The sequence below is a fragment of the Gordonia sp. NB41Y genome, assembly GCF_030718915.1.
GTDB classification, from domain to species: Bacteria; Actinomycetota; Actinomycetes; order Mycobacteriales; family Mycobacteriaceae; genus Gordonia; species Gordonia desulfuricans.
In genome coordinates, this window is sequence record NZ_CP132196.1 from 3,054,839 (window position 1) to 3,079,375 (window position 24,537).

Below are 24,537 nucleotides of genomic sequence, written 5' to 3' on the forward strand. Positions count from 1 at the left end.
CCACGGGTGGGGACGTCCCGCGCTGATGTGGAGCGTTGCACGGTGGTTGAGCCGATGAAACCCTCCGCCGGCCGAGCTCGTCACGCAACCGGCGTCACGCAACCGGCGTCACCCGACCCGCGTCGTGGCCGGGGCGGTCGGATCAGAACCGTCCGCCGGTGCCGATCCGTCCGGAGCTCGACGACCCACCGAACGAACCGGGGCTGCGGCCACCGCTGGTGTAGCCACCGCCGCGATGCCCGCCGTATCCGCCGCCGCGGGTCGCGCCGCGTAGGAAGCTGTCCACCAGCACGCCGGTCAGTACGGCGCCGGCGGCCGATCCGTGCTGGCGCGGCGGTTGCTGGGTGCGCTGCCAACTGACCACGTCACCCTGGGCCGCCATCAGCGCCTGATCGGCCAGCGAGCCCGCGCGGCGGGCGGTGTCGGTGGCGGTGACCGGGTCGGACGTCGAGGCGGCGTGCGCGTCCTGCACCAGCCGTTCCGCCTCCGACAACCGGGTGCGGGCCACCGACTGCACCGCGCCGCGGCGGGTGGCGATGAAGTCCCGGGCGGCCGACACCTTGGCGTCGGCCGACGTCAGCGCCGCGGTGAGCACCTCGGCACGACGGGTGCGTTCGGCGGCGGCACCGCGCGCCGCGTCGAGCGCGTCGTCGAGTTCGGCGTCGGCGTCGACCAGCGCGGTGAACACCCCCAGCGGGTCGGTGGCGAAGCCGGACTTCGCCGCGGCCAGGGCGGCGGACGCGGTCTGTACCGCGGTCGCCAGCGCGGGCCCGCCGTCGGTGGTCAGCTGCGCCGCCTCGGCGAGCTCGCCTTCCACCTCGGTGATCAGCGCCGGCATCTGGGTGTGGGCCGCGGCGATGTTGCCCTCCGCGTTGTCGATGGCGTCGAGCAGTTTGGTGGCCTGGTCGATGGCGCCCTCGGCGGCCCGGATGTCGGCGACCGCCGGTCCCTGCTCACCGGCCGGGCGGGCGATCGCGGTCCGGCCCTGGTCGGCGCTGCGCTCGGCGAAGTCGATCTCCTCGCGGGCCAGGTCCACGTTGTGCAGGATCGGGGTGCAGGTCTGCTCGCCGTGGCGGGCGACGAGGTCGGCCAGCTGCGTCGTCGACGCCTCGATCCGGGTCCGCAGATCCACCAGCGAGCGCGTGATCTGGTCGAAGCGGGCCGCCGCGTTGATCAGCAGGTTGCGCATCTCGTCGAAGCCGGTGACCTGTTCGTCGAGTCGTTTGTCGGCGTCGGTGCAGGTGGTGATGATCTGCAGCAGCATGGTGCGCCGCTCGTCCGGGGTCTCCGGGATGTCGTCGTCGAGGCGCTGCCGCAGCATGAACGATGCCGCGAGTGCCTGCTTGGCATCGTTGAGGGCGTTGCGGAACGGCGCGGTCTGCGCCGGACCGAACTCGCCGACGGCCAGGGCGAGCTCTTCCTCGCTGGTGCGGATCGCGTTGTCGGTGTCGGTGAGGACCTCCCGCGACCACGGGTCGAGCACGTCGAGCGGTTGCGCGACGAGCTGGTCGGCGGTCAGCTCGTGTTCGCGCAATGCCTCCACCCCGCTCTCCACCGCGCGCCGCTTCTTGCGGCGTGAGTACATCCACGCGCCGCCACCGCCGACGACGGCGACACCGCCGACCGTCCCGGCGACGATCCAGCCGGTGTTGGACGGGGTCATCGCCGCGGCGATGCCGTCGGCCGCGGCGATCCCCGCACCGGCCCAGTCGGCCTTCTTCAGCGCCGGTACGACGTCGTCGGTGGCGATCGTGGCGAGGTCGGCGTCGGTGATGTCGGCCGTCGACGCGTTGGGCGGTGCGGTCAGCCGGTACTCGCGGTCGTCGGTGGCGATCGCGAGCAGGATGTCCTTGTCGCCGAGCAGGCTCAGTTCGGCGGTCTGGCGCGCCCAGGTGTCGTTGGCCATGCCGTCGAACGACTTCACGTACACCACCCACAGCTGGATGCCGTGATCGCTGTACAGGCGGTCGACCGCGGCGTCGACGTCGGCGCGCTGGGACTCGGTGAGCACGTCCGCCGGGTCCGACACCGGTTCGGGGAGTCGGCCGGGCGGTTGCGCGTCGGCTCGACCGGCCAGCACCGAGCCGAGCAGCACCGACGACAGCAACGCCAGGACCAGCGTGATCATCATGAGGGCTGCGGCGTGTACGAGACGCGTCATCCGAGCGGTTGCCATGCCGAACAATCTAGTCAACGCATCCGCCCGGATGGCCGGTCTCGTCCTCTGTCCGTGGACCGCCACGGCGAATCCGGCCAGCTCAGCCGCGCCAGCGGCAGAGCGCCTCCAGCGGGGTCAGGTCGTAGTCGGGACCGGTCACGCCGACGGTCAGCAGGGACACGCCCTCGGCGCTGATCGCGTCCGCATCGCGCAGCAGCGCATCCACGTCGCCCTTGAACTGCAGGCCGGCCGACCGCTCGATGGTCTCCGGGTCGCGGCCGACCGCCGCACAGTGGTCGGCGAGCACCGCCGTCTTGTGCCGGTAGGTCTCGATGTCGTTGAAGCCGTGCCACGTGTCGGCGTACTGGGCCACATAGCGCAGCGTCTTCTTCTCGCCGCTGCCACCGATCAGCACCGGGATGTCGCGGGTCGGGGCGGGGTTGAGGCGCTTGAGGCGGGCGTCGATGCGCCCGAGCGCCTGGCCGAGGTCGGCCAGGCGGGTGCCGGCCGTACCGAACTCGTAGCCGTACTCGTCGTAGTCCTTCTGGAACCAGCCGCCGCCGATGCCCAGGATGAGCCGCCCGCCGGAGATGTGGTCGACGGTGCGCGCCATGTCGGCGAGCAGCTCCGGGTTGCGGTAGGAGTTGCAGGTCACCAGCGCACCGATCTCGACGCGCTCGGTCTGCTCGGCCCAGGCGCCGAGCATCGTCCAGCACTCGAAGTGGGCGCCGTCCGGATCGCCGTAGAGCGGATAGAAGTGGTCCCAGTTGAACACCACGTCGACACCCGCGTCCTCGGCGCGCAGAACCGCGTCGCGGATCAGGGAGTACTCGGGGGCGTGCTGGGGCTGGAGCTGGACACCGATGCGAATGGGAAAGGCCATGCGCTCCAGTCTGCCCGCGCCGAGGGTGTTGCGGGTACAACGAGAACGTGAACACCGGTAACGCCCGTCCGCGCCCGACCGCCCCACCGCTCGCCGAATTGCGCCGTCGCACCAGTGAGAAGTGGCGCACCTACCCCGACGACGTGTTGCCGTTGTTCGTCGCCGAGATGGACTATCCCCTCGCGCCGGTGGTCGCCGAGGCGATGATCGAGCAGATCCGCACCGACGATCTCGGCTACGCGGGCAGTGCCGGTGCCGCCGGGGAGGCGTTCGCCGGTTTCGCCCACCGCCGGTGGGGATGGACGGTGGCGCCCGACGACGTGCACCCGACGACCGATGTGTCGGTGGTGCTGGTCGAGGCGCTGCGGGTGGCCATCGAACCCGGGGATCCGGTGATCATCACCCCGCCGGTGTACCCGCCGTTCTTCGACATCGTGCCCGAGGCCGGGGGCCGCACCGTGGAGGTGCCCCTGGTGGACCTGGGCTCGTCGTGGCGTCTGGATCTGGGCGGTATCCGCGACGCCTTCGTCGCCGGGGCCAGGGCGATCATCCTGTGCCATCCACACAATCCGCTCGGCCTGCCGCATCCCCGCACCGACCTCGAGGCCCTCGCGTCCCTGGCCGCCGCACACGGTGCGGTGGTGATCTCCGACGAGATCCACGCGCCCCTGGTGCATCCCGGGGTGGAGTTCGTGCCGTTCCTCGCGGTGAACGACACCGCCCGCGAGGTGGGGATCGCAGCCCATTCGGCGAGCAAGGCCTTCAACCTCGCCGGTGCCAAGTGTGCGTTCACCGTGGTCGGGTCCAATCCGATGCGGGCACTGGTGGACCGCCAGCCCGAGGAGGTCGCCTTCCGCACCAGCATCCTGGGGCGCGCGGGCGCCGCGGCGGCATTCGACGACGGTGACGAGTGGCTCGACGAGGTGCTGGCCACCATCGGTGAGAGCTTCGATCTGTTGGAAACCCTCGTGGCACAGCGACTTCCGTCGGTGACGATGCGCAGGCCGCACGCCTCGTATCTGGCGTGGCTGGACTTTCGCGCCACCGGCCTGGGTGACGACCCGGCCGACCCGATCCTCGAGCAGGGCCGTGTCGCGCTGCATCGCGGTCCGGCGTTCGGGGAACAGGGCAAGGGATTCGCGCGCCTCAACGTGGCATGCTCACCGGAGGTGCTCACCGAGGCGATCGACCGGATCGCCGCGGTGGTCGACGTCGCTCGCTGACGTGGTGTTCTTGCGCATGTGGCAATGCTCCTCGACGCGGCCCCGGCGGCATGCCAGAGTCGGGGCATGAGCGAACACGAGCACGGACCCGTCACCACGCATTCCGCCGACGAGTGGGATGCCCGGTACCGCGACGCCGACCGTCTGTGGACCGCCCACGTCAATCCGGCGTTGCCGGTGGAGGTCTCGGATCTGAGGCCCGGCCGGGCGCTCGAGGTGGGCTCCGGCGAGGGCGCCGACGCCCGATGGCTCGCCGATGCCGGCTGGACCGTCACCGCCGTCGACATCTCACAGGTCGCGATCGATCGGGCACGTGAGATCGACGGCCGCCCGGAGATCTCGTGGACGCGTGCCGATCTCACCGTCGACGAGGTACCCGGTGCCCCGTACGATCTGATCACCGCCCACTACTTCCCGATCCCCACCGAACATGCTGCGGTGGCCCGCAAACTGGTCGACGCCGTCGCGCCAGGAGGCACCCTGCTGGTGGTTGCCCATGCGCCTGAGGGCGTGCGCGCCCACGGCTTCGATCCGGACGACTACGTTCAGCCCACCGACTTCCTCGGCCTGCTCGGCGACGACTGGACGGTGGCCACCGACGAGACCCGAGATCGGGGCCGCCCCGCAGGCGGCGGTCATCACATCGAGGACGTCGTCGTGCGCGTGCAGCGGGCGGGCTGACGTCGAGTGGTTGCGTGACGAGTTCGGCCGGCGGAGGTTTCGACTCGACTCGTCGCTACGCTCCTCGTCGGCTCAACCATCGTATGGCAGTGGCTGGTGGGGTGTGGTGGCGGCTCAATCATCGTGCACCACTGGCTGGTTGAGTCGGGTTGGGTGAAGAGGTTGCTCAATCATCGTGCGCCACCGGGTGGTCAAGCCGGGACCGAGCCGCCAGGCGAGGACCCGTGTCGAAACCTGGTGAGATCGACTTGTCCGCAACCATCGTGCACCACTGGCTGGTTGAGTCGGGTTGGGTGAAGAGGTTGCTCAATCATCGTGCACTACTGGATGGTTGAGTCGGGTTGGGCGAAGGTGTTACTCAACCATTGTGCGCCACTGGGTGGTCAAGCCGGGTTGGGTGAAGGTGTTCTCAATCATCTTGCCCCACTGGGTGGTTGAGCCGGGACCGAGCCGCCAGGCGAGGACCCGTGTCGAAACCCGGTGAGATCGACTTGTCCGCAACCACATCCGAGCCGAGGTCAACCCTATCCGGTGATCAGCGGCCAGAGACCGTCGCGTCCGGCAGCGATCGCCGCGGTGGTGATCAGCTGGTCCCAGTGGTGGACCGACCCGAACTCCGACCGCCAGGCCAGTGCGGGTTTGGTGAACTCGTGCAGCCGATGTTCCATCGTGGTCCCGATCGCGCCGTGTACCTGATGGGCGTTGCGGACCACCACCGACGCCGCATGTCCGGCACACGAGCGGGCGACGGCGACACGGAACTCGAGACCGCTTCCCGACCAGTCGGTGTCGACCGCCTCGGCGAGGGCGCCGTCGGTGGCGGCTCGGGCCAGCGCGGCTTCGGCGGCCATGTCGGCGACCAGGTTCTGCACGGACTGGAACTTCGCGAGTGGGCGGCCGAACTGGGTGCGGTCGGTGGTGTGGGTGACCGACAGTTCGACGATGCGGTCGAGGGCGGCACACACCTGCAGTGCCCGGATGAGGGCTCCGCGCAGCATCATCTGGTCGATCACGGTGTCGGCCACCGGTATCCCCGACAACGACGACACCTCTGCGGTGACCGTGTCCCGGGGTTCGCCGGCGAGGTTGGCACCCGAGGACATGCCGAGTGCGGATGCGTCGACGTCGGCGACCACGAACCGATCGCGGTCGCGCCACACCGTCACGATCTTCTCGGCCGACGAGGCCCACGGAACGGCGCGTGCCACCCCGAATTCGTCGAGCACACAGAAGGTTCGGCGGGCGGGACCGGCATCCAGCCCGGCCGACTCGAGCAGCCATCCGGCGAGCAGGTCGTGTTCGGCGAGGGGGATGTGCACCCCGTGCCAGACCGCGGACCGGATCAGTTCGGCGGCCTCGAACCAGCCGGCGCCGCTGCCGCCGGCCTGCTCGTCACCGGTCAGCCGGACCAGACCCAGCTCCTCGAGTCGAGTCCACAACCCGGTGTCCCACAAGGCGATTCCGGTGGTGGGCGCATGCGTGCGGCGGTATTCGGCGAACACCGCCGACATCATCGCCACGAGATCGGGGTCGACGGTCGGGCGTGTCGTCATCAGCGCATCCCCAATCCCCGTGCGATCACACCGCGCAGCACCTCGTTGGTGCCGCCGCGCAGCGTGAAACCGGGGCGCTGGATCACCGCGTCGTCGAGCAACGCGTCGTACTCGGCGCGCACCGACGAGTGGTCCCCGGTGAGCAGATCGGCGAAGTCGGCGATGTCGCCCTCGGTGGAGGTGCCGAGGACCTTGACGACGGCGGCCGCGGTGTCGGCGGGCTCGTGACGTTCGAGGGCACCGGCCACCGCCGACGACATCTGGTGCAGACCCGCGATCCGCGCCACGTGACGTCCGAGGTCGGGATGGTGGGGGACGGTACCGGCCCGCATCTGTTCGGCGGTCTCGGCGAGCAGCTCGAACGTGGACAGGAACCGTTCGGGCCCACTGCGTTCGAAGCTCAGCTCCGAGGTCACCTGCGTCCAGCCGTCGCCGATCGACCCGAACACCATCTCGTCGGCGACGAACACGTCGTCGAGGATCACCTCGTTGAAATGGTGCCCGCCGTTCATCGAGACGATCGGGCGGATGTCGACGCCCGGTGACCGGAGGTCGACGATGAACTGGCTCAGCCCGTCGTGGCGGTGCTGCGGGTCGGGCGGTGCGGTCCGGGCCAGGCAGATGAACGCATGCGCGCGATGTGCGCCGGAGGTCCACACCTTGGTGCCGGTGATCGACCAGCCGTCGTCGACGCGGACCGCCCTGGTGCGCACGCTCGCGAGATCGGAGCCGGCGTCGGGTTCGCTCATCCCGATGCCGAAATAGCACTCGCCGCGGGCGATCGCGGGGAGGAACAGGTGTTTCTGGTGCTCGGTGCCGTACTTGAGCAGCGACGGGACGATCTGCCGGTCGGCGATCCAGTGGGCCGCCACCGGTGCGCCGGCCGCGAGCAGTTCCTCGGTCACCACGAATCGTTCGGCGTGGCTGCGGCCGTGGCCGCCGTACTCGACCGGCACCGTCATCCCCAGCCAGCCGCGGGCGGCGAGTGCGCGCGAGAACTTCTCGTCCCAGCCGGTCAGCCAGCTGTCGACATCGCGGCCGATCGTCCCGCCGTCGCGCTGCGCGGCGACGAAGTCACGGACCTCGGCACGCAGTCCGTCGAGGGCATGCGGATCGTCGGCGACCGGTGGCACCAGACGGCTGGTGGACATGACGGTGTCCTTTCGGTACGGGGCACCGGAGGCCGGCGCGCCCAGAACTGTGCTCGTCCCAACGTATCCGAGCCGACCACCCACCTGGACCGCGTGCGACCTTTCCTCGCACACATGTTCGAGGTAGGCTGCAGGTGTGGCGGCCCGACCGCCGGTACACCGGGTCCCGGAAATGCGGCCCGAACACCGCTTCTGAACAGCGAGGTCATGCCATGCACGTCCACAGTGCAGACCGCGCCGAGGCGTCGATCCTGCACGCCGATCTCGACTCCTTCTACGCCTCGGTGGAACAACGTGACGATCCACACCTGCGGGGCCGGCCGGTGCTCGTGGGTGGGGGTGTGGTGCTCGCCGCGAGCTATGAGGCCAAGGCCCGTGGCGTGCGATCGCCGATGCCCGGCCACGAGGCGCGGGCGCTGTGCCCGGACGCGATCGTGGTGACCCCACGCTTCGACGACTACATGCAGGCCAGTCGCGAGGTCTTCGAGATCTTCCACGACACCACCCCGCTCGTCGAGGGCATCTCGGTGGACGAGGCCTTCCTCGACGTGGCGGGTCTGCGCCACACCCCGGGCAGTGCCGGCACCCCGGTCGCTATCGCCGCGGAACTGCGCCGTCGTGTCCGGGTCGAGGTGGGCCTGCCGATCACCGTCGGCCTCGCCCGCACCAAGTTCCTGGCGAAGGTGGCCAGCGCGGTCGGCAAACCCGACGGCCTCCTCGAGGTGGCGCCGGGCACCGAACTCGCCTTCTTGCACCCGCTTCCGGTCCGACGGCTCTGGGGTGTGGGTCCGGTGACCGAGGCCAGACTCGCCGATGCCGGCGTGCACACCGTCGGCGACATCGCACAACTCGGCCCGAAGTCGTTGTCCCACATCGTCGGACCGGGTTCGGGGCGACATCTGTTCGCGCTGTCGATGGCGCAGGATCCGCGTCGGGTCGACACCGGCAGGCGGCGCGGATCCATCGGTTCCCAACGCGCACTGGGGCGTCGGCCACGTTCGGCCGACGAGATCGATGCGACGATCATCGCCATCGTCGAACGCCTCGGCAAACGTCTGCGCGCCGCCGAGCGTGTCACCCGAACCATCGTGTTGCGGTTACGATTCCACGATTTCGCCACCGCCACCAGGTCGCGCACACTGCCCGAGCCCACCGACCGCACCGAGATCATCATGGCCGGCGCGCGGGGACTCTTCGACGAGGTGAGACCACTGATCGCCGAACGCGGCTGCAGTCTGATCGGGGTGTCGCTGGCCAACCTCGACGACGCCGACACCATCCAGCTCACCCTGCCCTTCGCCGAGGACACCGGTGCCGCCCTCGACACCACGATGGATCAGCTGCGCAACCGCTTCGGCCGGGACGCGGTCACCCGTGCGGTCCTCGTCGGCCGCCACCACGGCGCCGATGCCCCGATGCTGCCCGACTGACCCCGGGTCGCGGTGCCACGGGAGCCACGGCCAGGAACCTGGCAGGTGAGCACCATGGGGCCACAAGGGTGGGGCGGCATTGTTGAGTCCGTCAGAGAGAAACGCCCACAGCGGATCTCGACTCAACAAGAGAGGGAGGGCCTCAATGCCCCAGCAGCGCAACGCCAACAAGAAGAACAACCAGACCCCGGCCCGCCGCAAGCGTCGCGTGCGTCAGTTCGACCCGCGCAGCCGTCGCTGGATCTGGGTCTGGGCCTGATCCTTCCGAAGCTTCTCTCGCCGGTCGACCCGGCAGAGCCTTGTCGATGACCCCACCCGTGGACGCCGGGTGGGGTCATCGGCGTCTGCGCGTAATGCGCAAAACACCAGTTACGCGCACAAGCGTGACTGTGATCTGGGTAACGCCAACACTTCTCTGGTAGCAGCCGACACAGGTGGTCGGTACTCGGCAGAAAGAGCAAGGCAATGTTGGTAGCACTCGGGTTGGCCATGGTCGCCACCTTCATGTTCCTGATCATCACCAAACGCGCGACGCCCGTGGTCGCGCTGATCCTCGTCCCGGTGGCCTTCGGTCTGTTCGCCGGTGCCGGACTCGGGATCAGCGACATGATCTCCGACGGCATCACATCCCTCGCGCCGACCGCGGCGATGCTGTTCTTCGCGATCGTCTTCTTCGGCATCATGATCGACGTCGGACTCTTCGACCCGATCGTCCGATTCATCGTCCGGATGGTCCGCAACGATCCCGCGCGACTGGTCGTCGGCACCGCCGTCCTGGCCGCGGTGGTCTCCCTCGACGGTGACGGCTCGACGACGTTCATCATCACCACCGCCGCACTGTTGCCGCTCTACCTCAAGCTCGGTGTGTCCCCGGTGGTGTTGACCGTGGTGGCGGGCCTGGCCAATGGCACCATGAACATCCTGCCCTGGGGTGGCCCCACCGCCCGCGCCGCCACCGCCCTGAAGATCGACACCAACTCGGTGTTCCTGCCGATGGTCCCGGCCCTGGCGGTGGGCATGCTGGTGGTCCTGCTGTTCGCCTTCCACCTCGGCGTGCTGGAGCGTCGTCGGATCGGCCGGATCGTCGTCAAGGACTCGATCCTCGCCCCGCAGGAGACCGAACTCGTCGGTGCCGGCGTCGGGGGCGCCACCGGCACCCCGACCGGCCGTCGGTTCCGCATCGGTGGTCGGCGTCGCCCGAACGGAGGCACCGGGTCCGATGCCCCCGGCACCGGGAGCGCCGGCAGCGCCGGCATCGGCGACGACGACGCACCGCACACCGCCGACCTGCCGGTCACCCCATCCGGCCGCGACATCCCATCCGGCCCCGACGCCCCGCAGCCGGTCCAGGGTGCCGACGCCGACCACTGCGCCTTCACCGGCGTCCTCGACCCCGAACGCAAGACCCTGCGCCCCAAGCTGTTCTGGGTCAATGCCGCCCTCACCGTCGCCCTGCTGGCGATCCTCGGCATGGACATCGTCGCCATCCCGGTGCTGTTCATGATCTTCGCCGCCATCGCCCTCGCGGTGAACTTCCCGCACCTGAAGGACCAGCAGGAGGCCATCACCCGGCACAGCTCCAGCATCGTGTCGGTGGTCGCCATGGTCCTCGCCGCCGCCGTGCTGACCGGCGTCTTCAGCGGTACCGGGATGGTCGACGCCATCGCCCACTGGATGGCCGACGGTATCCCCACCTGGATGGGCCCGCACCTGGCGATCGTGATCGGCGTCCTGTCCATCCCGCTCACCTTCCTGATGAGCAACGACGCCTTCTATTTCGGCGTCCTGCCGGTGCTCTCGGAGACCGCCACCCGCTACGGCATCGACCCGAGTGAGATGGCCCGCGCCTCCATCACCGGCCAGACCTTCCACATGCAGAGTCCGCTGGTGCCGGCCATCCTGCTGCTCGTCGCACTCGCCGGCGTGGGCCTGGCCGATCACCACAAGAAGGTCCTCTGGCGCGCCGCCGTGGTGTCGCTGGTCATGCTCGGTACCGGAGTCCTGGTCGGCGCCATCCCGTTCTGACCAGCGTCCTCGTTCGGACCACCCACCGCACCCGACTGCCTAGGCTGACCGCATGCGATTGCGAACGCAGGTACTGCTCCTGCAACTCGCCGTCATCGCGGTCAGCCTCGGCGTCGGGTTCGGCATCGTCGTCACCGGCGCCGACGACCGCATCCGCGACGAGTACGCCCAGCGTGCCCTCGCCATCGCCCAGACCATGGCGTCCGACCCCGACGTGATCGGGCAGGTCGCCGCACACCAGGGCACCGCATTCGACCACGACACCCTGGTCGCGGCACCCCTGCAGCAACAGGCGGTGGCCGTGACCCGCCGCACCGGGGCCCTGTTCGTGGTGATCGCCAACGCCGACGGCATCCGTCTGGCCCACCCCGACCCCGCCGAGGTGGGTGTCCACGTCTCCACCGACCCGTCGACGGCCCTGTCCGGCGACGTCGACATCACCACCGACCGCGGCACCCTCGGCGAGTCGGTCCGCGCCAAGGTCCCGATCTTCGTGACCGGTTCACCTGCACCTGTCGGCCTGGTCAGTGTGGGGATCTCCACCGCGAAGCTCGCCTCCGACACCCGGCATGCGGTGGGGGTCACCGTGTCGATCGCGCTGGCCGCCCTCGGCGTGGGGGCGCTCGGTTCGCTGCTGCTCGCCCGGCGCTGGCGACGACTGACCCTGGGGCTCGAACCCGACGACCTCGCCGAACTCGTCCGCGAACAGCGCGCGGTGCTGCACTCGCTCGGCGACGGTGTGCTCGCCGTCGACCCGTCCGGGGTGGTCCGCGTAGCCAACACCCGCGCCCGGACGCTGCTCGGCCTCGAGCGTCCGGTCGGACGGCACATCGACACCCTCGGGCTCACCCCGCGGGTGCGCAGCGTCCTCGACGTCCCCACCGCCGATCCGGTGGCCGCGACCATCGGCGACAACATCATCCTGTTGTCGTCGCATCATGTCGTCGCCGACGGCCGTGACCTCGGCATGGTGATGTCCATCGTCGACCGCACCGACGTCGAAGAACTCGCCCGCGAGGTGGACTCGATCCGGGTGATGAGCACCGCGCTGCGCGCCCAGCGGCACGAGACCGCGAACCGGATGCACGTCCTCGCCGGGCTGCTCCGGCACGGCCACGTCGACGAGGCGAGCGTCTACCTCGACGAACTCACCGGCACCGGCGCGGGCGGGGCGATCGACGGCATCGAGAACGTCGACGAACCGCACCTGCAGGCCTTCCTCGAGGCCAAGGCCGCCCACGCGCGCGAACGCGGGGTGGGTCTGCGACTGGGTCCGCAGACCTGGGTGGAGGGCCGGCTCACCGATGCGGTCACGGTGACCGCCGTGGTCGGCAATTTGCTCGACAATGCGATCGACGCGGCCGCCGGCTCCGCGCAGGCCGAGGTGGAGGTCGAGATCCTGACCGACGCCACCACCATGCTGATCACCGTCGCCGACTCGGGCCCGGGTATCGCCTTCGAGCGCCCGGACGACATCTTCGCCGAGGGCGTCACCACCAAGAGGGATCCGGCGGTGCCCGGCGGCCGCGGTATGGGCCTGGCGGTGGTGCGACAGCTGGCGCGGCGGATCGGCGGGGACGTGGTGGTCGCGGACCCGGGCGGGAATCTGGGCGGAGCTGTGCTGGTGGCACGCTTGCCGGGAGTGATCGACGACCCGGCCGCCGACGACCCCGGTGGCCACACCGACACCGACACCGAGACCGGAGGGCACCGATGACCGACACCGACGGGCACGGGGTGCTCATCGTCGACGACGACTTCCGTGTGGCGGCCCTGCACGCGGCGATCGTCGACGCGGTGCGCGGCTTTCACGTGGTGGCGCGGGCCGGATCGATCGCCGCCGCCCGCGCCGCGCTGGCCGATCACCCGGAGATCGAACTGGTGCTGCTGGACGTGTATCTCCCCGACGGATCGGGGATCGACGTCATCGCCGATCTCGACCGCGACTGTTTCGTGGTGGGTGCCGAGACCGATGCCGACGCGGTGCGGACCGCGATGCGGGCGGGTGCGCTGGCGTATCTGATCAAACCCTTTCCCGACACCGAACTCGCCCGCCGCCTGGCCGGCTACGCGCAGTACCGGCGGGCGCTCGCGGCACCGACGGTCGATCAGGGCATGGTGGATGTGGCGTTGTCGGCGTTGCGATTCGGTACCTCCCGCGCCGACCGGACGCGGGTCTCGCACACCGAACAGCGAGTGCTGGACCTCTTCGACGCCGACGCGGTGCTCTTTGCCGACGAGGTCGCCGAACGAATCGGGATCTCCGCGGCCACCGCGCGCCGCCACCTCGCCGCGCTGGTCGGTGCTGGCCGGCTCACGATGTCGTTGCAGTACGGCGGGACCGGGCGTCCGCGCCAGTCGTATCGTCGCGCCGAGGGGTGACGGTGGGCGGGTGCGGTCGCAGCCGTCCACCGAACCCATTGTGTGACTTCCTCGTTCATCGATCCGGCGAATTCCGGGGCCATATGCGTACAGGACAGACATTTCCGATGAAGCGTTGGTGAAGTGCCAGGGTGCTTCGGGCTGACACCCTGACAATGTCGCCGATGGCGGGTATGAAGGTGGTCAGGAATCGCAGGGAAATCCATCGATGTGCGCCATGTGTGTATTCGGCGCAATCGGTCCGTGCCGCACCATCGATTGAAGCGAAGGGGAAATCGCATGCCCGACGTTCGCGAGATACCGCATCGTTCCTACGAAAAGGCCGATCTCGCCGCCGATCTCCGGTGGTGGGACGCGGCGAACTACTTGACGATCGCGCAGATCTATCTGCAGGACAATGTGCTCTTGCGTGAACCGCTGGCCGTCGAACACATCAAACCGCGGTTGCTCGGACATTGGGGAACCAGCCCCGGATTGTCGGCGATCTATGCCGTCCTCAATCGCATCATCGCCGAGACCGGGACGGAATGGCTCTACATCACCGGCCCGGGTCACGGTGGTCCGGCGCTGGTGGCCAACACCTATCTCGAGGGCACCTATTCCGAGATCTACCCGCACATCTCCCGTGACGCCGACGGCGTCCGGCGGCTGTGCCGGCAGTTCTCCACGCCGGGCGGGATACCCAGTCACGTCAGCGTGCAAACCCCCGGCAGCATCCACGAGGGCGGCGAGCTGGGCTATGCCCTGGTGCACGCCGCCGGTGCCGCCTACGACCATCCCGACCTGGTGGTCGCCTGCGTCGTCGGCGACGGGGAGGCCGAGACCGGTCCGCTGGCGGGGTCGTGGAAGATCCCGGCATTCCTCAACCCGGCGCGCGACGGGGCGGTGCTGCCGATCCTGCATCTCAACGGGGCCAAGATCGCCGGGCCGACGGTGCTGGGCCGCAGCACCGACGCCGAGATCTCCGACTATCTGGGCGGTCAGGGCTGGCGACCGGTGTTCGTCGAGGGCACCGATCCGGCTGCGGTGTTCGGTGGTCTACGCGCGGCGATCGTCGAGGCGCACCGCACGATCAGGGCCGTCCAGGCCCTGGCCCGCACGGATGGGGCACAGCCCGACGATGCGCAGCCCGACACCGGGTGGCCGGCCATCGTGCTGCGTACGCCGAAGGGCTGGACCGGCCCGAAGGTGGTGGACGGCAAGAAGATCGAGGGCACACACTGGGCGCATCAGGTGCCGCTGTCGGGGGTGCGGGAGAATCCCGAGCACCTCGAGATCCTGGAGAACTGGCTGCGGTCGTACCGGCCCGAGGAACTGTTCGACGCCGACGGTGCGGTCGTCGAGCAGATCAGTTCACTGGCACCGGCGGGGGATCTGCGCCTGGGTGCGACCCCGTACGCCAACGGCGGTCGTCTGCTCAGACCGCTGCGGTTGCCCCCGATCGGCAACTACGCCCTCGAGATCGACGAACCGGGTGTGGTGGTGCACGAGACCACCCGGGTGCTCGGCGAGTTCATGCGTGACATCTACCGCGAGAACTCCACCCCGGACGGCGGCGGCACCTTCCGGCTGTTCTGTCCGGACGAGACCACCAGCAACCGCCTGGGCGCGGTGTTCGAGGAGACCGACCGCTGCTGGCAACTGCCGGCCACCGACTTCGACGACGGGCTGTCGGCGTCGGGCCGGGTGATGGAGGTGCTCAGCGAGCACCTGTGCCAGGGCTGGCTGGAGGGCTACACGCTGTCGGGGCGGCACGGCCTGTTCGCCACGTACGAGGCATTCGCGATGGTGTCGGCGTCGATGGTGGTGCAGCACACCAAATGGCTGCAGCACGCCACGAGCCTGCCGTGGCGGGAGCCGGTGGCATCGCTGAACATCCTGCTGACCTCCACCTGCTGGCGCAACGACCACAACGGCTTCTCGCATCAGGGGCCGGGTCTGATCGACCTGGTGTTGCCGCTGGCCCCGGACGTGGTGCGGGTCTGGCTGCCGCCGGACTCCAACACGCTGCTGTCGATCGCCGACCACTGCTTCCGCAGCCGCGACCACGTCAACGTGCTGGTCGCCGACAAACAGCCGCACCTGCAGTACCTGACCCTCGACGAGGCGAACGAGCAGGCGGCCGCGGGCGCGTCGATCTGGCCGTGGGCGGGAACCGAGCGCGCCGGCGTCCGATCCGGTGACCTGCCCGGTGTCGACGCCGGAGCACCCGACATCGTCCTGGCCGGTGCCGGTGATGTGCCGACCCAGGAGATCCTGGCGGCGGCACAGCTGTTGCGCGAGTGGGTGCCGTATCTGCGGACCCGGGTGGTCAACGTGCTGGACCTGATGGCCCTGCTGCCGCACGCCGACCATCCGCACGGGCTGCCCGAGGACCGGTTCATCGAGTTGTTCACCCGCGACACCGATGTGGTCTTCGCCTTCCACGGCTATCCGCGGGCGGTGCACCAGCTCTTGCACGGCCGTACCCATCCGGGCCGGTTCCACGTCCGTGGGTTCAACGAACAGGGAACCACCACAACGCCGTTCGACATGGTGGTGCTCAACCGGATGAGCCGTTATCACCTGGTGCTCGAGGCGCTCGCCCGGTCACGGCGCGCACCGGAGAAGGGCGCGGAGCTGGCCGAGTACTGCCGGGCCCAACTGGCCCGCCACCACGATCACGTGCGCGAACACTTCGAGGACCTGCCGGAGGTCCGTGACTGGGTGTGGTCGCCGGCGCACTGAGTGCCACGTGGCCGGTGGTTGCGTTCCGGCCCGGAAGATGGGCCGGAACGCAACCACTGCAACGGTTCTCAGAAGCTGCCGTCGAGGAATTCGGCGTAGGCGGGCAGATCGAGCTGGCCGTGACCGGACAGGCCGATCACCACGACCTGTTCGGTGTCGTTGTCGGCGACGTGTGCGGCGCACGCGGCGATCGCATGCGTCGACTCCGGTGCCGGGACGATGCCCTGGGTACGGGCGAACTGCACACCGGCGGCAAAGGCGTCGTGCTGTCCGATCGCGATGCCCTCGACCAGACCGAGTTCCACGGTGTGGCTCAGGGCCGGGGCCATGCCGTGGTAGCGCAGACCACCGGCGTGGATCGGGTCGGGAACGAAATCCATTCCGAGCGTGTGCATCTTGAGCAGCGGGGTGAGGCCTGCGACGTCGCCGTGGTCGTAGCGGTACTCGCCCTGGGTGATCGACGGGCAGGCCGACGGCTCGGCGGCCACGATCCGCGGATTCGACCGGCCGTGGATCTTCTCCCGCAGGAACGGGAAGGAGAGGCCGGCGAGGTTCGATCCGCCACCGGCGCAACCGAAGACGACGTCGGCGCCACCGGGCTCGGCGGCGTTGAGCTGCTCGACGGCCTCCTGGCCGATCACACTCTGGTGCAGCACCACGTGGTTGAGCACCGAGCCGAGCGCATACCGGGTGTCGGCATTGCTCGCGGCCACCTCGACGGCCTCGCTGACGGCCATGCCGAGCGAGCCGGTGGTGTCGGGGTCCTTGGCGAGCATCGCGCGGCCGGCCTCGGTGAGATCCGAGGGGCTCGGGTGCACGGTGCCGCCGTAGGTGCGCATCAGGTAGCCGCGGTAGGGCTTGGAGTCATACGACGCCCGGACCTGCCACACCTCCACGTCGATGCCGAACTGGGCACCGGCGAAGGCCAGCGCGCTGCCCCACTGGCCGGCACCGGTCTCGGTGGTGAGCTTGGTGACCCCGTCGATGCTGTTGTAGTAGGCCTGCGCGACAGCCGAGTTGGTCTTGTGGCTGCCCACCGGGCTGACACCCTCGTACTTGACGTAGATGCGCGCCTTGGTGTTCAGCGACTGCTCGAACCGGCGGGCGCGGAACAGCGGCGAGGGCCGCCACATCTTGTAGATCTCACGGACCGGCTCGGGGATCTCGATGTAGGGCTCGGTGGAGACCTCCTGGGCGATCAGTCCCGACGGGAACAGGGCGGCCAGATCCTCGGGGCCGACCGGCTCCTTGGTGCCCGGGTGCAGGTGGGGCGGGATCGGCGTGTCGAGCTCGGCCGCGAGGTTGTACCAGTGCGTCGGGACGTCGACGGTGATCAGATCGGGGTTGGTGGCATCCGCATGCATCGTCATGGGTGTCCACTGTAGGCGGCGTCGCGGGGAGAACACCCCCGAACCACCAGGTGCAACGGACACACGGCACGAGCCGGACCAGGCCATGTCCGAGAATTGCGGGTGGCGCCCGACCCGCGACGACTCACCACGCCAGCGTCATGAACACGCTGTTCGGATCTGCCGGGTAACGCCCGAACGGACCGCACACAACGAATCCGGCGGAGCGGTAGAGGCGGCGGGCGGGCTCGAAGAAGTCCATCGAACCGGTCTCCAGCGACACCCGGGCCACTCCTCGCGTCCGGGCGTCGAGCAGCAGGTGCTCCAGGAGCAGCCGCGCGATCCCTCGTCCGCGTGACTCCGGAGCTGTTCGCATGCTCTTGAGCTCTTCGTGGCCTGGTTCGAGCCGGGCGAGAGCTCCGGTCGCCACCACGTCACCGTCCTGCCGGACAACCCAGAGCCGAACCGACGAATCCATGAGCTCGGCCATGGTCAGGGCGTGGCGGCTGGTTGCCGGTGCGGTCGGCGCGATGTCGCTCAGATGGTCCTCGAGGAAGCCGGTGAGGCCGGGGTCGTCGAAGTCCGCCCGCTCGATCCCGTGAGCTGCCGCCATCGGTGTCTCCCTCCGCCGCCACCGAAACCACCTGGTCCGCGGCCTGTGCAGTCGGCCTGGCAACGAGTCGGGCCGAGGCCTCCCGCGTGCCTCACGACAGCCGGCACCGCATGTCACACTCGACCGAGCCGACTCGAGAATGCCATTTCCGGAAAACGCCTGTCGATTTCTGAATCTGAATCTAGCATCAGAAAATGCCGACGGAAGTGAGCTCCGTCACTGCACTGGGGGTTGATGCGGATGGCGATGATGATCTGCGAGGAACGTGTTGCCTCGCCCGACGACGGCTCGCGTGCCACCGGCGCCCGCGGTGAGTCCGTGCCGTTCACCCCGGCGTTCACCGAGCGTCTTCTCGCGCTGATCCGCCGCCTCGACGGCGAGTCCGATCCGGTGCTGCGTCCGCACATCGCCCGGGTCGTCGCCGCCATCACCGCGCTGCGGGCGGTGTCGGCGCTGACGCCCGGGTCGTGGACCCACGACCTCGAACCGGTCGCCGGCTCGGTCGGGGCTCTCGTGATGACCCGGGCCGCCGACGCCGTCGCCGACCTCGCCGCGGCCGTCCTCGGTGACCACGCCGTCATCGACTTCGGTGACCCCGACACGATCGCCTGGAGCGAGTTCATCCTCGGGGTCCCGGTGCTCCACGTGGTCGGCTGCACCGACGAGTTCGCCCACGCCGCCATCGCCGGACGTGGCCTCGGCCTGTCGCAGCGCTGATCTCACCAGACCTCACCGACCGTCAGGAGTTCCCCACGATGGAATCGTTCATCCACCACACCAAGGGCCGTACGCCGCGGCAGCTGCACCGCGACCTCGACGGCCTCAAGGACGACGAGCTCGGCCGGTCCGGATTCACCGGCCGCACGGCAAATCTCTACCGCCGCAACGATCCGACCCAATACCGTGCGGTCGGCGATCTCGCCGGCGTCGACCGGATGATCTCCGACCTCACGCCCACCGACGAGACCGATCCGGCCGGGGAGCCGTTGGTGATGTTCCACAACGACGACTGCCGGATCTCGCTGAGCCGACGCGGTGCCGCCGCACCGTTCTGGAGCCGCAACGTCGACGGTGACGAACTGATCTTCGTCCATGCCGGAACCGGTTATCTGGAAACAGAATTCGGCCGTCTGCCCTACCGTCCCGGCGACTACCTGTACCTCCCGAAGGGCGTCACCCATCGTCAGCGGCCTGCCGAACCGTCGACGCTGCTGATCATCGAGGCCACCGACGAGTACCGGGTGCCCGAGGCCGGCGTGCTGGGCAGGCACTTCCCGTTCGACCCGTCGCTGGTGGTGGTCCCGGAGCCGGAGGTGTTCACCGACCCGGCCCCCGACGGCGCCGAGGAGTACGAGATCCGGTTCCGGCAGCGCGTCGGGGCCACCTCGGTGTTCTATCGGTTCCATCCGCTCGACGTCGAGGGCTGGCGTGGTGACAACTTCCCGTTCGCCTACAACATCGACGACTACGACGTGATCACCTCCGACTCGGTCCATCTGCCACCCACGGTGCATCTGTTCATGCAGGCCACCGGCGTCTACGTGATGAACTTCCTGCCCCGCCCGGTCGAGGGGCGGGCCGGGACCGAACGGCTGCCCTGGTATCACCGCAACACCGACTACGACGAGATCGCCTTCTTCCACGGCGGCGCCATGTTCGGCGTCGACATGCCGCCGGGCCTCATCTCCCATGCGCCGCAAGGCATCCACCACGGCATCCCCGAACGTGCCCGCGAGCGTGCCCGACGCCGCTTCGACACCGACACCCGCGTCGAATGGAAGGTGATCGCCGTCGACACCCGGCGTCGTCTGACACCCACCCCGGCCGTCCTCGGCACCGCACCCACCGAGGTCCCCGCCGAGGTGCAGGTATGAGCGGCAACCGATTCGAGTACGACCGCATCCCGTATCTGATCGTCTTCGACGACACCTCCGCCTACCGCGACACCTACGGCGGGGTCACCGAGTCGGTGGTGCTCGAGAGCTATCTGTTGAAGCCCAAGGGAATCGACTCCGACACCGTCGTCGTCTTCATGCATCCGATCGGAGGCGGCGCCTATCTCCCGATGACCAACGCACTGCCCCGGGCCGGCCATCACGTCATCTACTGCAACAGCCGCTACCGCGGGGTGGACAGTGCCCTGATCATGGAGAAGGTGGTCGCCGACCTCGGTGCATGTGTGCGAGATGCCAAGGAGCGACTGGGATATCGCAATGTCGTCCTCGCGGGCTGGAGCGGGGGCGGTGCCCTCTCGCTGTACTACCAGCAGCAGGCGCAGTACTCCACGGTCACCGCGACCCCGGCCGGCGAACCGCCGGACCTCACCCGGCTCGACCTGCCCGCCGCGGACGGTCTGATGCTGCTCGCGGCACATGTCAGCCGTCACGGCACGCTCACCGAATGGATGGATCCCTCCATCATCGACGAGACCGACCCGGCACAGCGTGATCCCGAACTCGATCTCTACAACCCCGACAACCCGAATCAGCCGCCGTACACCGAGGAGTTCCTCACCCGCTACCGGTCGGCCCAGGTCGACCGCAACCGCCGGATCACCGGATGGGTGAAGGAACAGCTGGCCGATCTGCGTGACTCCGGTGAGCCGCTGATGGAGCGAGGGTTCATCGTGCACGGCACCATGGCCGATCCGCGGTGGCTCGATCTCACCCAGGATCCCAACGACCGCGAACCCGGCTGCTACCTGGGTGATCCGCGGGTCGTCAACATGGGGCCGGTGGGTCTCGCGCGGTTCACCACGCTGCGGAGCTGGCTGTCGCAGTGGAGTATCGACGACGCCAACGGCGACGGCCCGCGCTGCGCAGCCGATCTCGCGGTCCCGGCGCTGGTGATCGGCAACTCCGCCGACAACGCCTGCACTCCCAGTCACACGCATCGCCTGTTCGACGGGATCGGCCATCCGGACAAGACCCTGCACACCATCGACGGTGCGACACACTACTATTCGGGTCGCGAACAGATCCCGCACCTGCACCGGGCGGTGGAGGTCATCACCGATTGGCTCGGGGAGCGTTCGTGGACGGGCGTGTGAGCGCGCCGTCGGCGGTCCCGATCTCCCCGGACGACATCCGCGCGACGTTGCGTGCGTACTTCTCCGCCGACCCGGCGGCCGACCGGTTCACCGGCCCCCGCGCCGAGGGGGTCGACGAGAAGTGCTGGGATCGTGCCGGATTCGATCCCGAGTGCTGGAAGCTCCTGGCCGGTCGGATCGGACTGGCCGGACTCGGCGCGCCGCGCCGGTCGGGCGGGATGGGACTCGGGCTCACCCATCTGGTCGCGGCGGTGGAGGAGTGTGCGGCGTCGGCGTATCCGGGCCCGGTGCGTGCGACGGTGCTGATGGCCCATCTGCTCGCCGTGGCCGGTGCCACCGAGATGTCCCGGCCGGTCGCCGAGGTGGTGGCCGCGGCGGTGGCGGGTGAGGCGGTGATCGGTGCACCGATCCAGGTCGGCGGTCCGCGTGCCGGATTCGCCGACGGGCTGGTCGGCGGACGGCTCGGGGCGATGACCCACGGACCCGTCGCCGACGCGGTCCTCGCCGAACTCGACGCCCCCGGTGGTCCGGCGCTGGGTCTTGTCGTCCTCGATTCCGCGGTGACGCAACGCTTTCCGATCCGCGGTGTCGACGGGGCCACCCCGCTGGCCTACGTCGAGGTGTCGGGGGCACCCGCCGTGTTGCTCGGTGCCGCCGGCGATCAGACGGTGATGCACCACCATCGGGCCGCCGCGGCGCTGCTGCTGGCCGCCGAACAGGTCGGCGGTGTCACCGCCTGCCTGCGGGCGATGGTCGAGTGTGCCGGGCTCGGCGGCGAGTCCGCCGCGCCGGCGGGGCCCACTCGGACGGTGTCCCACCGCTGTTCGGAGACCGCGGTGATCGGGGCCGCCGCCCGCGCCCTGGTCCATGCCGCCGCCGGACACCTCGATCGTCCCGACCCGGACCGACCCGACGCCGGCTACCTCCTCGCGCTGCTGGCCCGGGCGGAGGCCGCCGACGGCTACATCGCGGCGTCGAGCGCACTGGTCCAGATCTGCGACGGAACCGGTGCCGCCCGCGAACACGAAGCGCGCCTGCACTTCCGGCGTGCCCGCGCCGTCGCCGCGCTCGGCGCGACCCCGGACCGGCTGCGCGACAAGGCGGTTGCCGGTGGCTGTCTGGACCTCCTCCGCTCGGCGTGAGCCGGTATCGGACGTCTCGGCTTCCTGACCGTGGTGATCGGTCTGTCCCATCGGCGACGGTCGGGCGGGTGCACTGGTCTAGGCTGAAAACTGACTTGGGATTTAGTTCTGTCGCTGCGCACTGTGACGACGGACCAGCAGGACAGGAGGCGGTCGTGGTGGCCATGAGCAAGGGGGAACGCACCGAGAACGCGTTGCTCGAGGCAGCGCGGACGGTGTTCGCCGAGCACGGGTACTTCAACGCCAGGATCGCCGACATCGCCCGGGCGGCGGGCCGCTCACCGGGCTCGTTCTACAACTACTACGAGAACAAGGCGCAGCTCCTCGACGCCCTGCTCGATCAGTTCACCGACGACATGGTCGCCGAGTCGATGCGAGCGATGTCGGCCGACCCGTACGAGAGTGTGCGAGGCGCGGTCGCCGTCTATCTGCGGCATTTCCGGCAGAACATCCCGGAGATGATCGGCATGGTGCAGATGTCGATGACCGACCTCAAGTACGACCAGCGGTGGCGCGAGGTCCGTGCGGTGGGCGTGCGGGGGATCGGGGTCCACCTGGCCGCCGCCCAGACCGCCGGACACCTCGACGCCGACGCCGACCTCGGACTGATGGCGTCGGCGATCATGTCGATGCTGGAGTCGTTCTGCTGGGTGTGGGTGGCCGGCAAGGGCGATCTCGGGGTCGACCGACCCGCCGACGACCACGCGATCGACACCCTCGCATCCCTCTGGTACGCCGCGATGTACGGCCCGCACGGACCGGGCGCGTCGGCGCCGGCCCGATCCGATGCCGATCGCACCGGGTCAGCTCAGGTGATGTAGCACCTGGGGGAGCGCATCCTTCGGGGTCTTGCCCTGGAAGCCGTCGCCCACCGCGCGCAGCTTCCACTCGGCGCCCTCCCGGTGGATCACCGCCATCGTCACGCCGGTGAACGGCATCCCGCCCTGCAGCGTGAAGCGGGCGAGCTCGGCGCCGGTGGTCTCGTCGACGAGGCGGCAGTAGGCGTTGGCGACCTCCTCGAAGGTCTGGCCCTGATACGAGGTGACGATGAAGATCAGGTTGTCGATCGCCGGGTGGATGGCGGTGAGGTCGACATTGATCACCTCGTCGTCGCCCTCGCCCTCACCGGTGAGGTTGTCACCCGAGTGCAGCACGGAGTTGTCGCTGCTGCGCAGGTGACCGTAGTAGACCACCTCGGCCACCTGCCCGCGCGAGAACATCAGCACCGAGGCGTCGAGGTCGATGTCGCGGGACCGGCCGAAGAAGCCGCCCCGCTTGACCGGGTCCCAGCCCAGTCCCATCCGGATGCGGGTCAGGGCGACGCCGCCGTCCTTGCGGAGGGTGACCTTCTGCCCCTTGGTGAGGTTCACGCGCTTGTTCTTGGTGAGGCTGACCTCGGCCGGGGCGGCCGGCGGCGTGTACGCCGGGGGTGCGGGCGGAGCTGCGGGGGCCGGCGGCGGTGTGTAGGCGGGCGGTGCCGGTGGTGTGTGGACCGGCGCTGCGGGCGGGGGCGTGTACGCCGGCGGTGCCTGGGCCGCAGGTGTCGTCGCCGGGGCGTCGTCGACGGACACGCCGTGATCGCGGATCAGATCGGCGAAGCCGCCGGCATATCCCTGCCCGACGGCGCGCACCTTCCAGTCGGTACCGCGGCGGTACAGCTCGAGGGCCACCACCACCGATTCCGAACTCAGCTCGGTGATGGTGAAGGAGAACAGTTCCCGGCCGGTCAGGTCGGTGACCCGCGCGGTCGGCGGGGCCAGCCGACCGAAGCTCGACGACGCGTCGTCGAGGGTGATCACCGCACGCACCGCGTGGATGTCGGCGGGGATCGCGGCGGTCCGCACCACCAGGACGGGCTGTGTGGTGGGGTTCTGCAGTTCCACACCCGGCCCGTGCGGCTGGTTGTAGAAGACGAAGTCGGCGTCGGTGCGAACCTTGATGGCGTCGGTCACCAGCAGCGCCGATACGTCGGCGGCGGCGCCCACCTGTACCGAGATCGCGACGTCGGCGACGGGGAGTGCGGCGTTCTGTCCCTTGGTGAGAGCGGTCATGCCACCGATCATTCCATCACCGGCGCCCGACGCGGTGTCCCCGGTCGGCGGCGGGGCCCAGCCGTGGCCGCGCGGTCGTCATCGGGCCCCGGCCGTTCCGGTCCTGTGCCGCACGGCGAT

General features: G+C 69.4%; 19 protein-coding genes. 12 read left to right on the plus strand and 7 right to left on the minus strand.

Annotated elements, in window-relative coordinates:
• Positions 1-142: 142 nt before the first annotated feature.
• Together Q9K23_RS13175 and Q9K23_RS13180 are read right to left on the minus strand one after the other, a co-directional pair.
• Positions 143-2,128, minus strand: a complete 1,986-nt coding sequence (locus Q9K23_RS13175; RefSeq protein ID WP_261977920.1) for a TPM domain-containing protein — start codon at positions 2,126-2,128, stop codon at positions 143-145.
• Positions 2,129-2,258: 130 nt separating this feature from the next.
• Positions 2,259-3,041 (minus strand): LLM class F420-dependent oxidoreductase, encoded by a 783-nt coding sequence (locus tag Q9K23_RS13180; protein WP_053777236.1) that lies wholly within the window; start codon positions 3,039-3,041, stop codon positions 2,259-2,261.
• Between the two features lie 47 nt (positions 3,042-3,088).
• Between Q9K23_RS13180 and Q9K23_RS13185 the strand changes: the two genes are divergently transcribed.
• Positions 3,089-4,264 (plus strand): aminotransferase class I/II-fold pyridoxal phosphate-dependent enzyme, encoded by a 1,176-nt coding sequence (locus Q9K23_RS13185; RefSeq protein ID WP_020792936.1) that lies wholly within the window; start codon positions 3,089-3,091, stop codon positions 4,262-4,264.
• Between the two features lie 66 nt (positions 4,265-4,330).
• Positions 4,331-4,945 carry a class I SAM-dependent methyltransferase gene (locus tag Q9K23_RS13190; RefSeq protein ID WP_020792935.1) on the plus strand — a complete coding sequence of 205 codons (615 nt, stop codon included), beginning with the start codon at positions 4,331-4,333 and terminating at the stop codon, positions 4,943-4,945.
• A gap of 524 nt (positions 4,946-5,469) precedes the next feature.
• On the opposite strand, the gene Q9K23_RS13195 is transcribed toward Q9K23_RS13190, so the two are convergent.
• A complete protein-coding gene (locus Q9K23_RS13195) occupies positions 5,470-6,498 on the minus strand; it encodes an acyl-CoA dehydrogenase family protein (protein ID WP_053777235.1) in 1,029 nt (342 codons plus the stop codon).
• Positions 6,498-7,649, minus strand: coding sequence for an acyl-CoA dehydrogenase family protein (locus tag Q9K23_RS13200; protein ID WP_053777234.1), 1,152 nt, complete (start codon positions 7,647-7,649; stop codon positions 6,498-6,500). The genes Q9K23_RS13195 and Q9K23_RS13200 overlap by 1 nt, the downstream gene beginning before the upstream one ends.
• A gap of 212 nt (positions 7,650-7,861) precedes the next feature.
• Here Q9K23_RS13200 and dinB point away from each other — a divergent pair, with 212 nt between their 5' ends.
• From dinB to Q9K23_RS13225, 5 genes are all read left to right on the plus strand, one after another.
• Positions 7,862-9,079, plus strand: coding sequence for a DNA polymerase IV (dinB, locus tag Q9K23_RS13205; protein ID WP_020792038.1), 1,218 nt, complete (start codon positions 7,862-7,864; stop codon positions 9,077-9,079).
• A gap of 465 nt (positions 9,080-9,544) precedes the next feature.
• Complete coding sequence (locus Q9K23_RS13210; protein WP_053777233.1) at positions 9,545-11,104, plus strand: SLC13 family permease; 1,560 nt, start codon at positions 9,545-9,547, stop codon at positions 11,102-11,104.
• 52 nt (positions 11,105-11,156) lie between these two features.
• On the plus strand, positions 11,157-12,821 hold the full coding sequence (locus Q9K23_RS13215; protein ID WP_053777232.1) for a sensor histidine kinase: 1,665 nt from the start codon (positions 11,157-11,159) through the stop codon (positions 12,819-12,821).
• Entirely contained in the window at positions 12,818-13,486 is a 669-nt protein-coding gene (locus Q9K23_RS13220) for a response regulator (protein ID WP_020794551.1), read from the plus strand. Before Q9K23_RS13215 ends, Q9K23_RS13220 begins: the two co-directional genes overlap by 4 nt.
• Before the next feature lie 279 nt (positions 13,487-13,765).
• Entirely contained in the window at positions 13,766-16,213 is a 2,448-nt protein-coding gene (locus tag Q9K23_RS13225; protein ID WP_053777231.1) for a phosphoketolase family protein, read from the plus strand.
• Positions 16,214-16,281: 68 nt separating this feature from the next.
• On the opposite strand, the gene Q9K23_RS13230 is transcribed toward Q9K23_RS13225, so the two are convergent.
• Positions 16,282-17,583, minus strand: coding sequence for a TrpB-like pyridoxal phosphate-dependent enzyme (locus Q9K23_RS13230; protein WP_053777230.1), 1,302 nt, complete (start codon positions 17,581-17,583; stop codon positions 16,282-16,284).
• Between the two features lie 124 nt (positions 17,584-17,707).
• Positions 17,708-18,175, minus strand: coding sequence for a GNAT family N-acetyltransferase (locus Q9K23_RS13235; RefSeq protein ID WP_020791336.1), 468 nt, complete (start codon positions 18,173-18,175; stop codon positions 17,708-17,710).
• A 240-nt stretch (positions 18,176-18,415) separates the two neighbouring features.
• On the opposite strand from Q9K23_RS13235, the gene Q9K23_RS13240 reads away from it, so the two are divergent.
• The 5 genes from Q9K23_RS13240 (at position 18,416) to Q9K23_RS13260 (ending at position 23,187) form a co-directional block, all read left to right on the plus strand.
• On the plus strand, positions 18,416-18,892 hold the full coding sequence (locus tag Q9K23_RS13240; RefSeq protein ID WP_152972729.1) for a hypothetical protein: 477 nt from the start codon (positions 18,416-18,418) through the stop codon (positions 18,890-18,892).
• A 38-nt stretch (positions 18,893-18,930) separates the two neighbouring features.
• Positions 18,931-20,049 (plus strand): homogentisate 1,2-dioxygenase, encoded by a 1,119-nt coding sequence (locus tag Q9K23_RS13245; protein WP_053777228.1) that lies wholly within the window; start codon positions 18,931-18,933, stop codon positions 20,047-20,049.
• Positions 20,046-21,224: an alpha/beta fold hydrolase gene (locus Q9K23_RS13250; RefSeq protein ID WP_020792030.1), complete on the plus strand. Its 1,179-nt coding sequence runs from the start codon at positions 20,046-20,048 to the stop codon at positions 21,222-21,224. Before Q9K23_RS13245 ends, Q9K23_RS13250 begins: the two co-directional genes overlap by 4 nt.
• The gene (locus Q9K23_RS13255; RefSeq protein ID WP_305950148.1) at positions 21,221-22,366 is read left to right on the plus strand and encodes an acyl-CoA dehydrogenase family protein; all 1,146 of its coding nucleotides are present in this window, start codon (positions 21,221-21,223) and stop codon (positions 22,364-22,366) included. The genes Q9K23_RS13250 and Q9K23_RS13255 overlap by 4 nt, the downstream gene beginning before the upstream one ends.
• 164 nt (positions 22,367-22,530) lie before the next feature.
• On the plus strand, positions 22,531-23,187 hold the full coding sequence (locus Q9K23_RS13260; RefSeq protein ID WP_053777288.1) for a TetR/AcrR family transcriptional regulator: 657 nt from the start codon (positions 22,531-22,533) through the stop codon (positions 23,185-23,187).
• On the opposite strand, the gene Q9K23_RS13265 is transcribed toward Q9K23_RS13260, so the two are convergent.
• On the minus strand, positions 23,170-24,417 hold the full coding sequence (locus Q9K23_RS13265) for a TerD family protein (protein WP_053777287.1): 1,248 nt from the start codon (positions 24,415-24,417) through the stop codon (positions 23,170-23,172). The genes Q9K23_RS13260 and Q9K23_RS13265 overlap by 18 nt on opposite strands.
• Positions 24,418-24,537 lie beyond the last annotated feature (120 nt).

What these genes read in the sequence shown, in the direction of transcription:
- Q9K23_RS13175 (WP_261977920.1), bottom strand. Translation starts at nt 2,128, where the DNA reads ATGATCACGCTGGTCCTGGCGTTGCTGTCGTCGGTGCTGCTCGGCTCG.
- Q9K23_RS13180 (WP_053777236.1), bottom strand. Translation starts at nt 3,041, where the DNA reads ATGGCCTTTCCCATTCGCATCGGTGTCCAGCTCCAGCCCCAGCACGCC.
- Q9K23_RS13190 (WP_020792935.1), top strand. Translation starts at nt 4,331, where the DNA reads ATGAGCGAACACGAGCACGGACCCGTCACCACGCATTCCGCCGACGAG.
- Q9K23_RS13195 (WP_053777235.1), bottom strand. Translation starts at nt 6,498, where the DNA reads ATGACGACACGCCCGACCGTCGACCCCGATCTCGTGGCGATGATGTCG.
- Q9K23_RS13200 (WP_053777234.1), bottom strand. Translation starts at nt 7,649, where the DNA reads ATGTCCACCAGCCGTCTGGTGCCACCGGTCGCCGACGATCCGCATGCC.
- dinB (WP_020792038.1), top strand. Translation starts at nt 7,862, where the DNA reads ATGCACGTCCACAGTGCAGACCGCGCCGAGGCGTCGATCCTGCACGCC.
- Q9K23_RS13210 (WP_053777233.1), top strand. Translation starts at nt 9,545, where the DNA reads ATGTTGGTAGCACTCGGGTTGGCCATGGTCGCCACCTTCATGTTCCTG.
- Q9K23_RS13215 (WP_053777232.1), top strand. Translation starts at nt 11,157, where the DNA reads ATGCGATTGCGAACGCAGGTACTGCTCCTGCAACTCGCCGTCATCGCG.
- Q9K23_RS13220 (WP_020794551.1), top strand. Translation starts at nt 12,818, where the DNA reads ATGACCGACACCGACGGGCACGGGGTGCTCATCGTCGACGACGACTTC.
- Q9K23_RS13225 (WP_053777231.1), top strand. Translation starts at nt 13,766, where the DNA reads ATGCCCGACGTTCGCGAGATACCGCATCGTTCCTACGAAAAGGCCGAT.
- Q9K23_RS13230 (WP_053777230.1), bottom strand. Translation starts at nt 17,583, where the DNA reads ATGACGATGCATGCGGATGCCACCAACCCCGATCTGATCACCGTCGAC.
- Q9K23_RS13235 (WP_020791336.1), bottom strand. Translation starts at nt 18,175, where the DNA reads ATGGCGGCAGCTCACGGGATCGAGCGGGCGGACTTCGACGACCCCGGC.
- Q9K23_RS13240 (WP_152972729.1), top strand. Translation starts at nt 18,416, where the DNA reads ATGGCGATGATGATCTGCGAGGAACGTGTTGCCTCGCCCGACGACGGC.
- Q9K23_RS13245 (WP_053777228.1), top strand. Translation starts at nt 18,931, where the DNA reads ATGGAATCGTTCATCCACCACACCAAGGGCCGTACGCCGCGGCAGCTG.
- Q9K23_RS13250 (WP_020792030.1), top strand. Translation starts at nt 20,046, where the DNA reads ATGAGCGGCAACCGATTCGAGTACGACCGCATCCCGTATCTGATCGTC.
- Q9K23_RS13260 (WP_053777288.1), top strand. Translation starts at nt 22,531, where the DNA reads ATGAGCAAGGGGGAACGCACCGAGAACGCGTTGCTCGAGGCAGCGCGG.
- Q9K23_RS13265 (WP_053777287.1), bottom strand. Translation starts at nt 24,417, where the DNA reads ATGACCGCTCTCACCAAGGGACAGAACGCCGCACTCCCCGTCGCCGAC.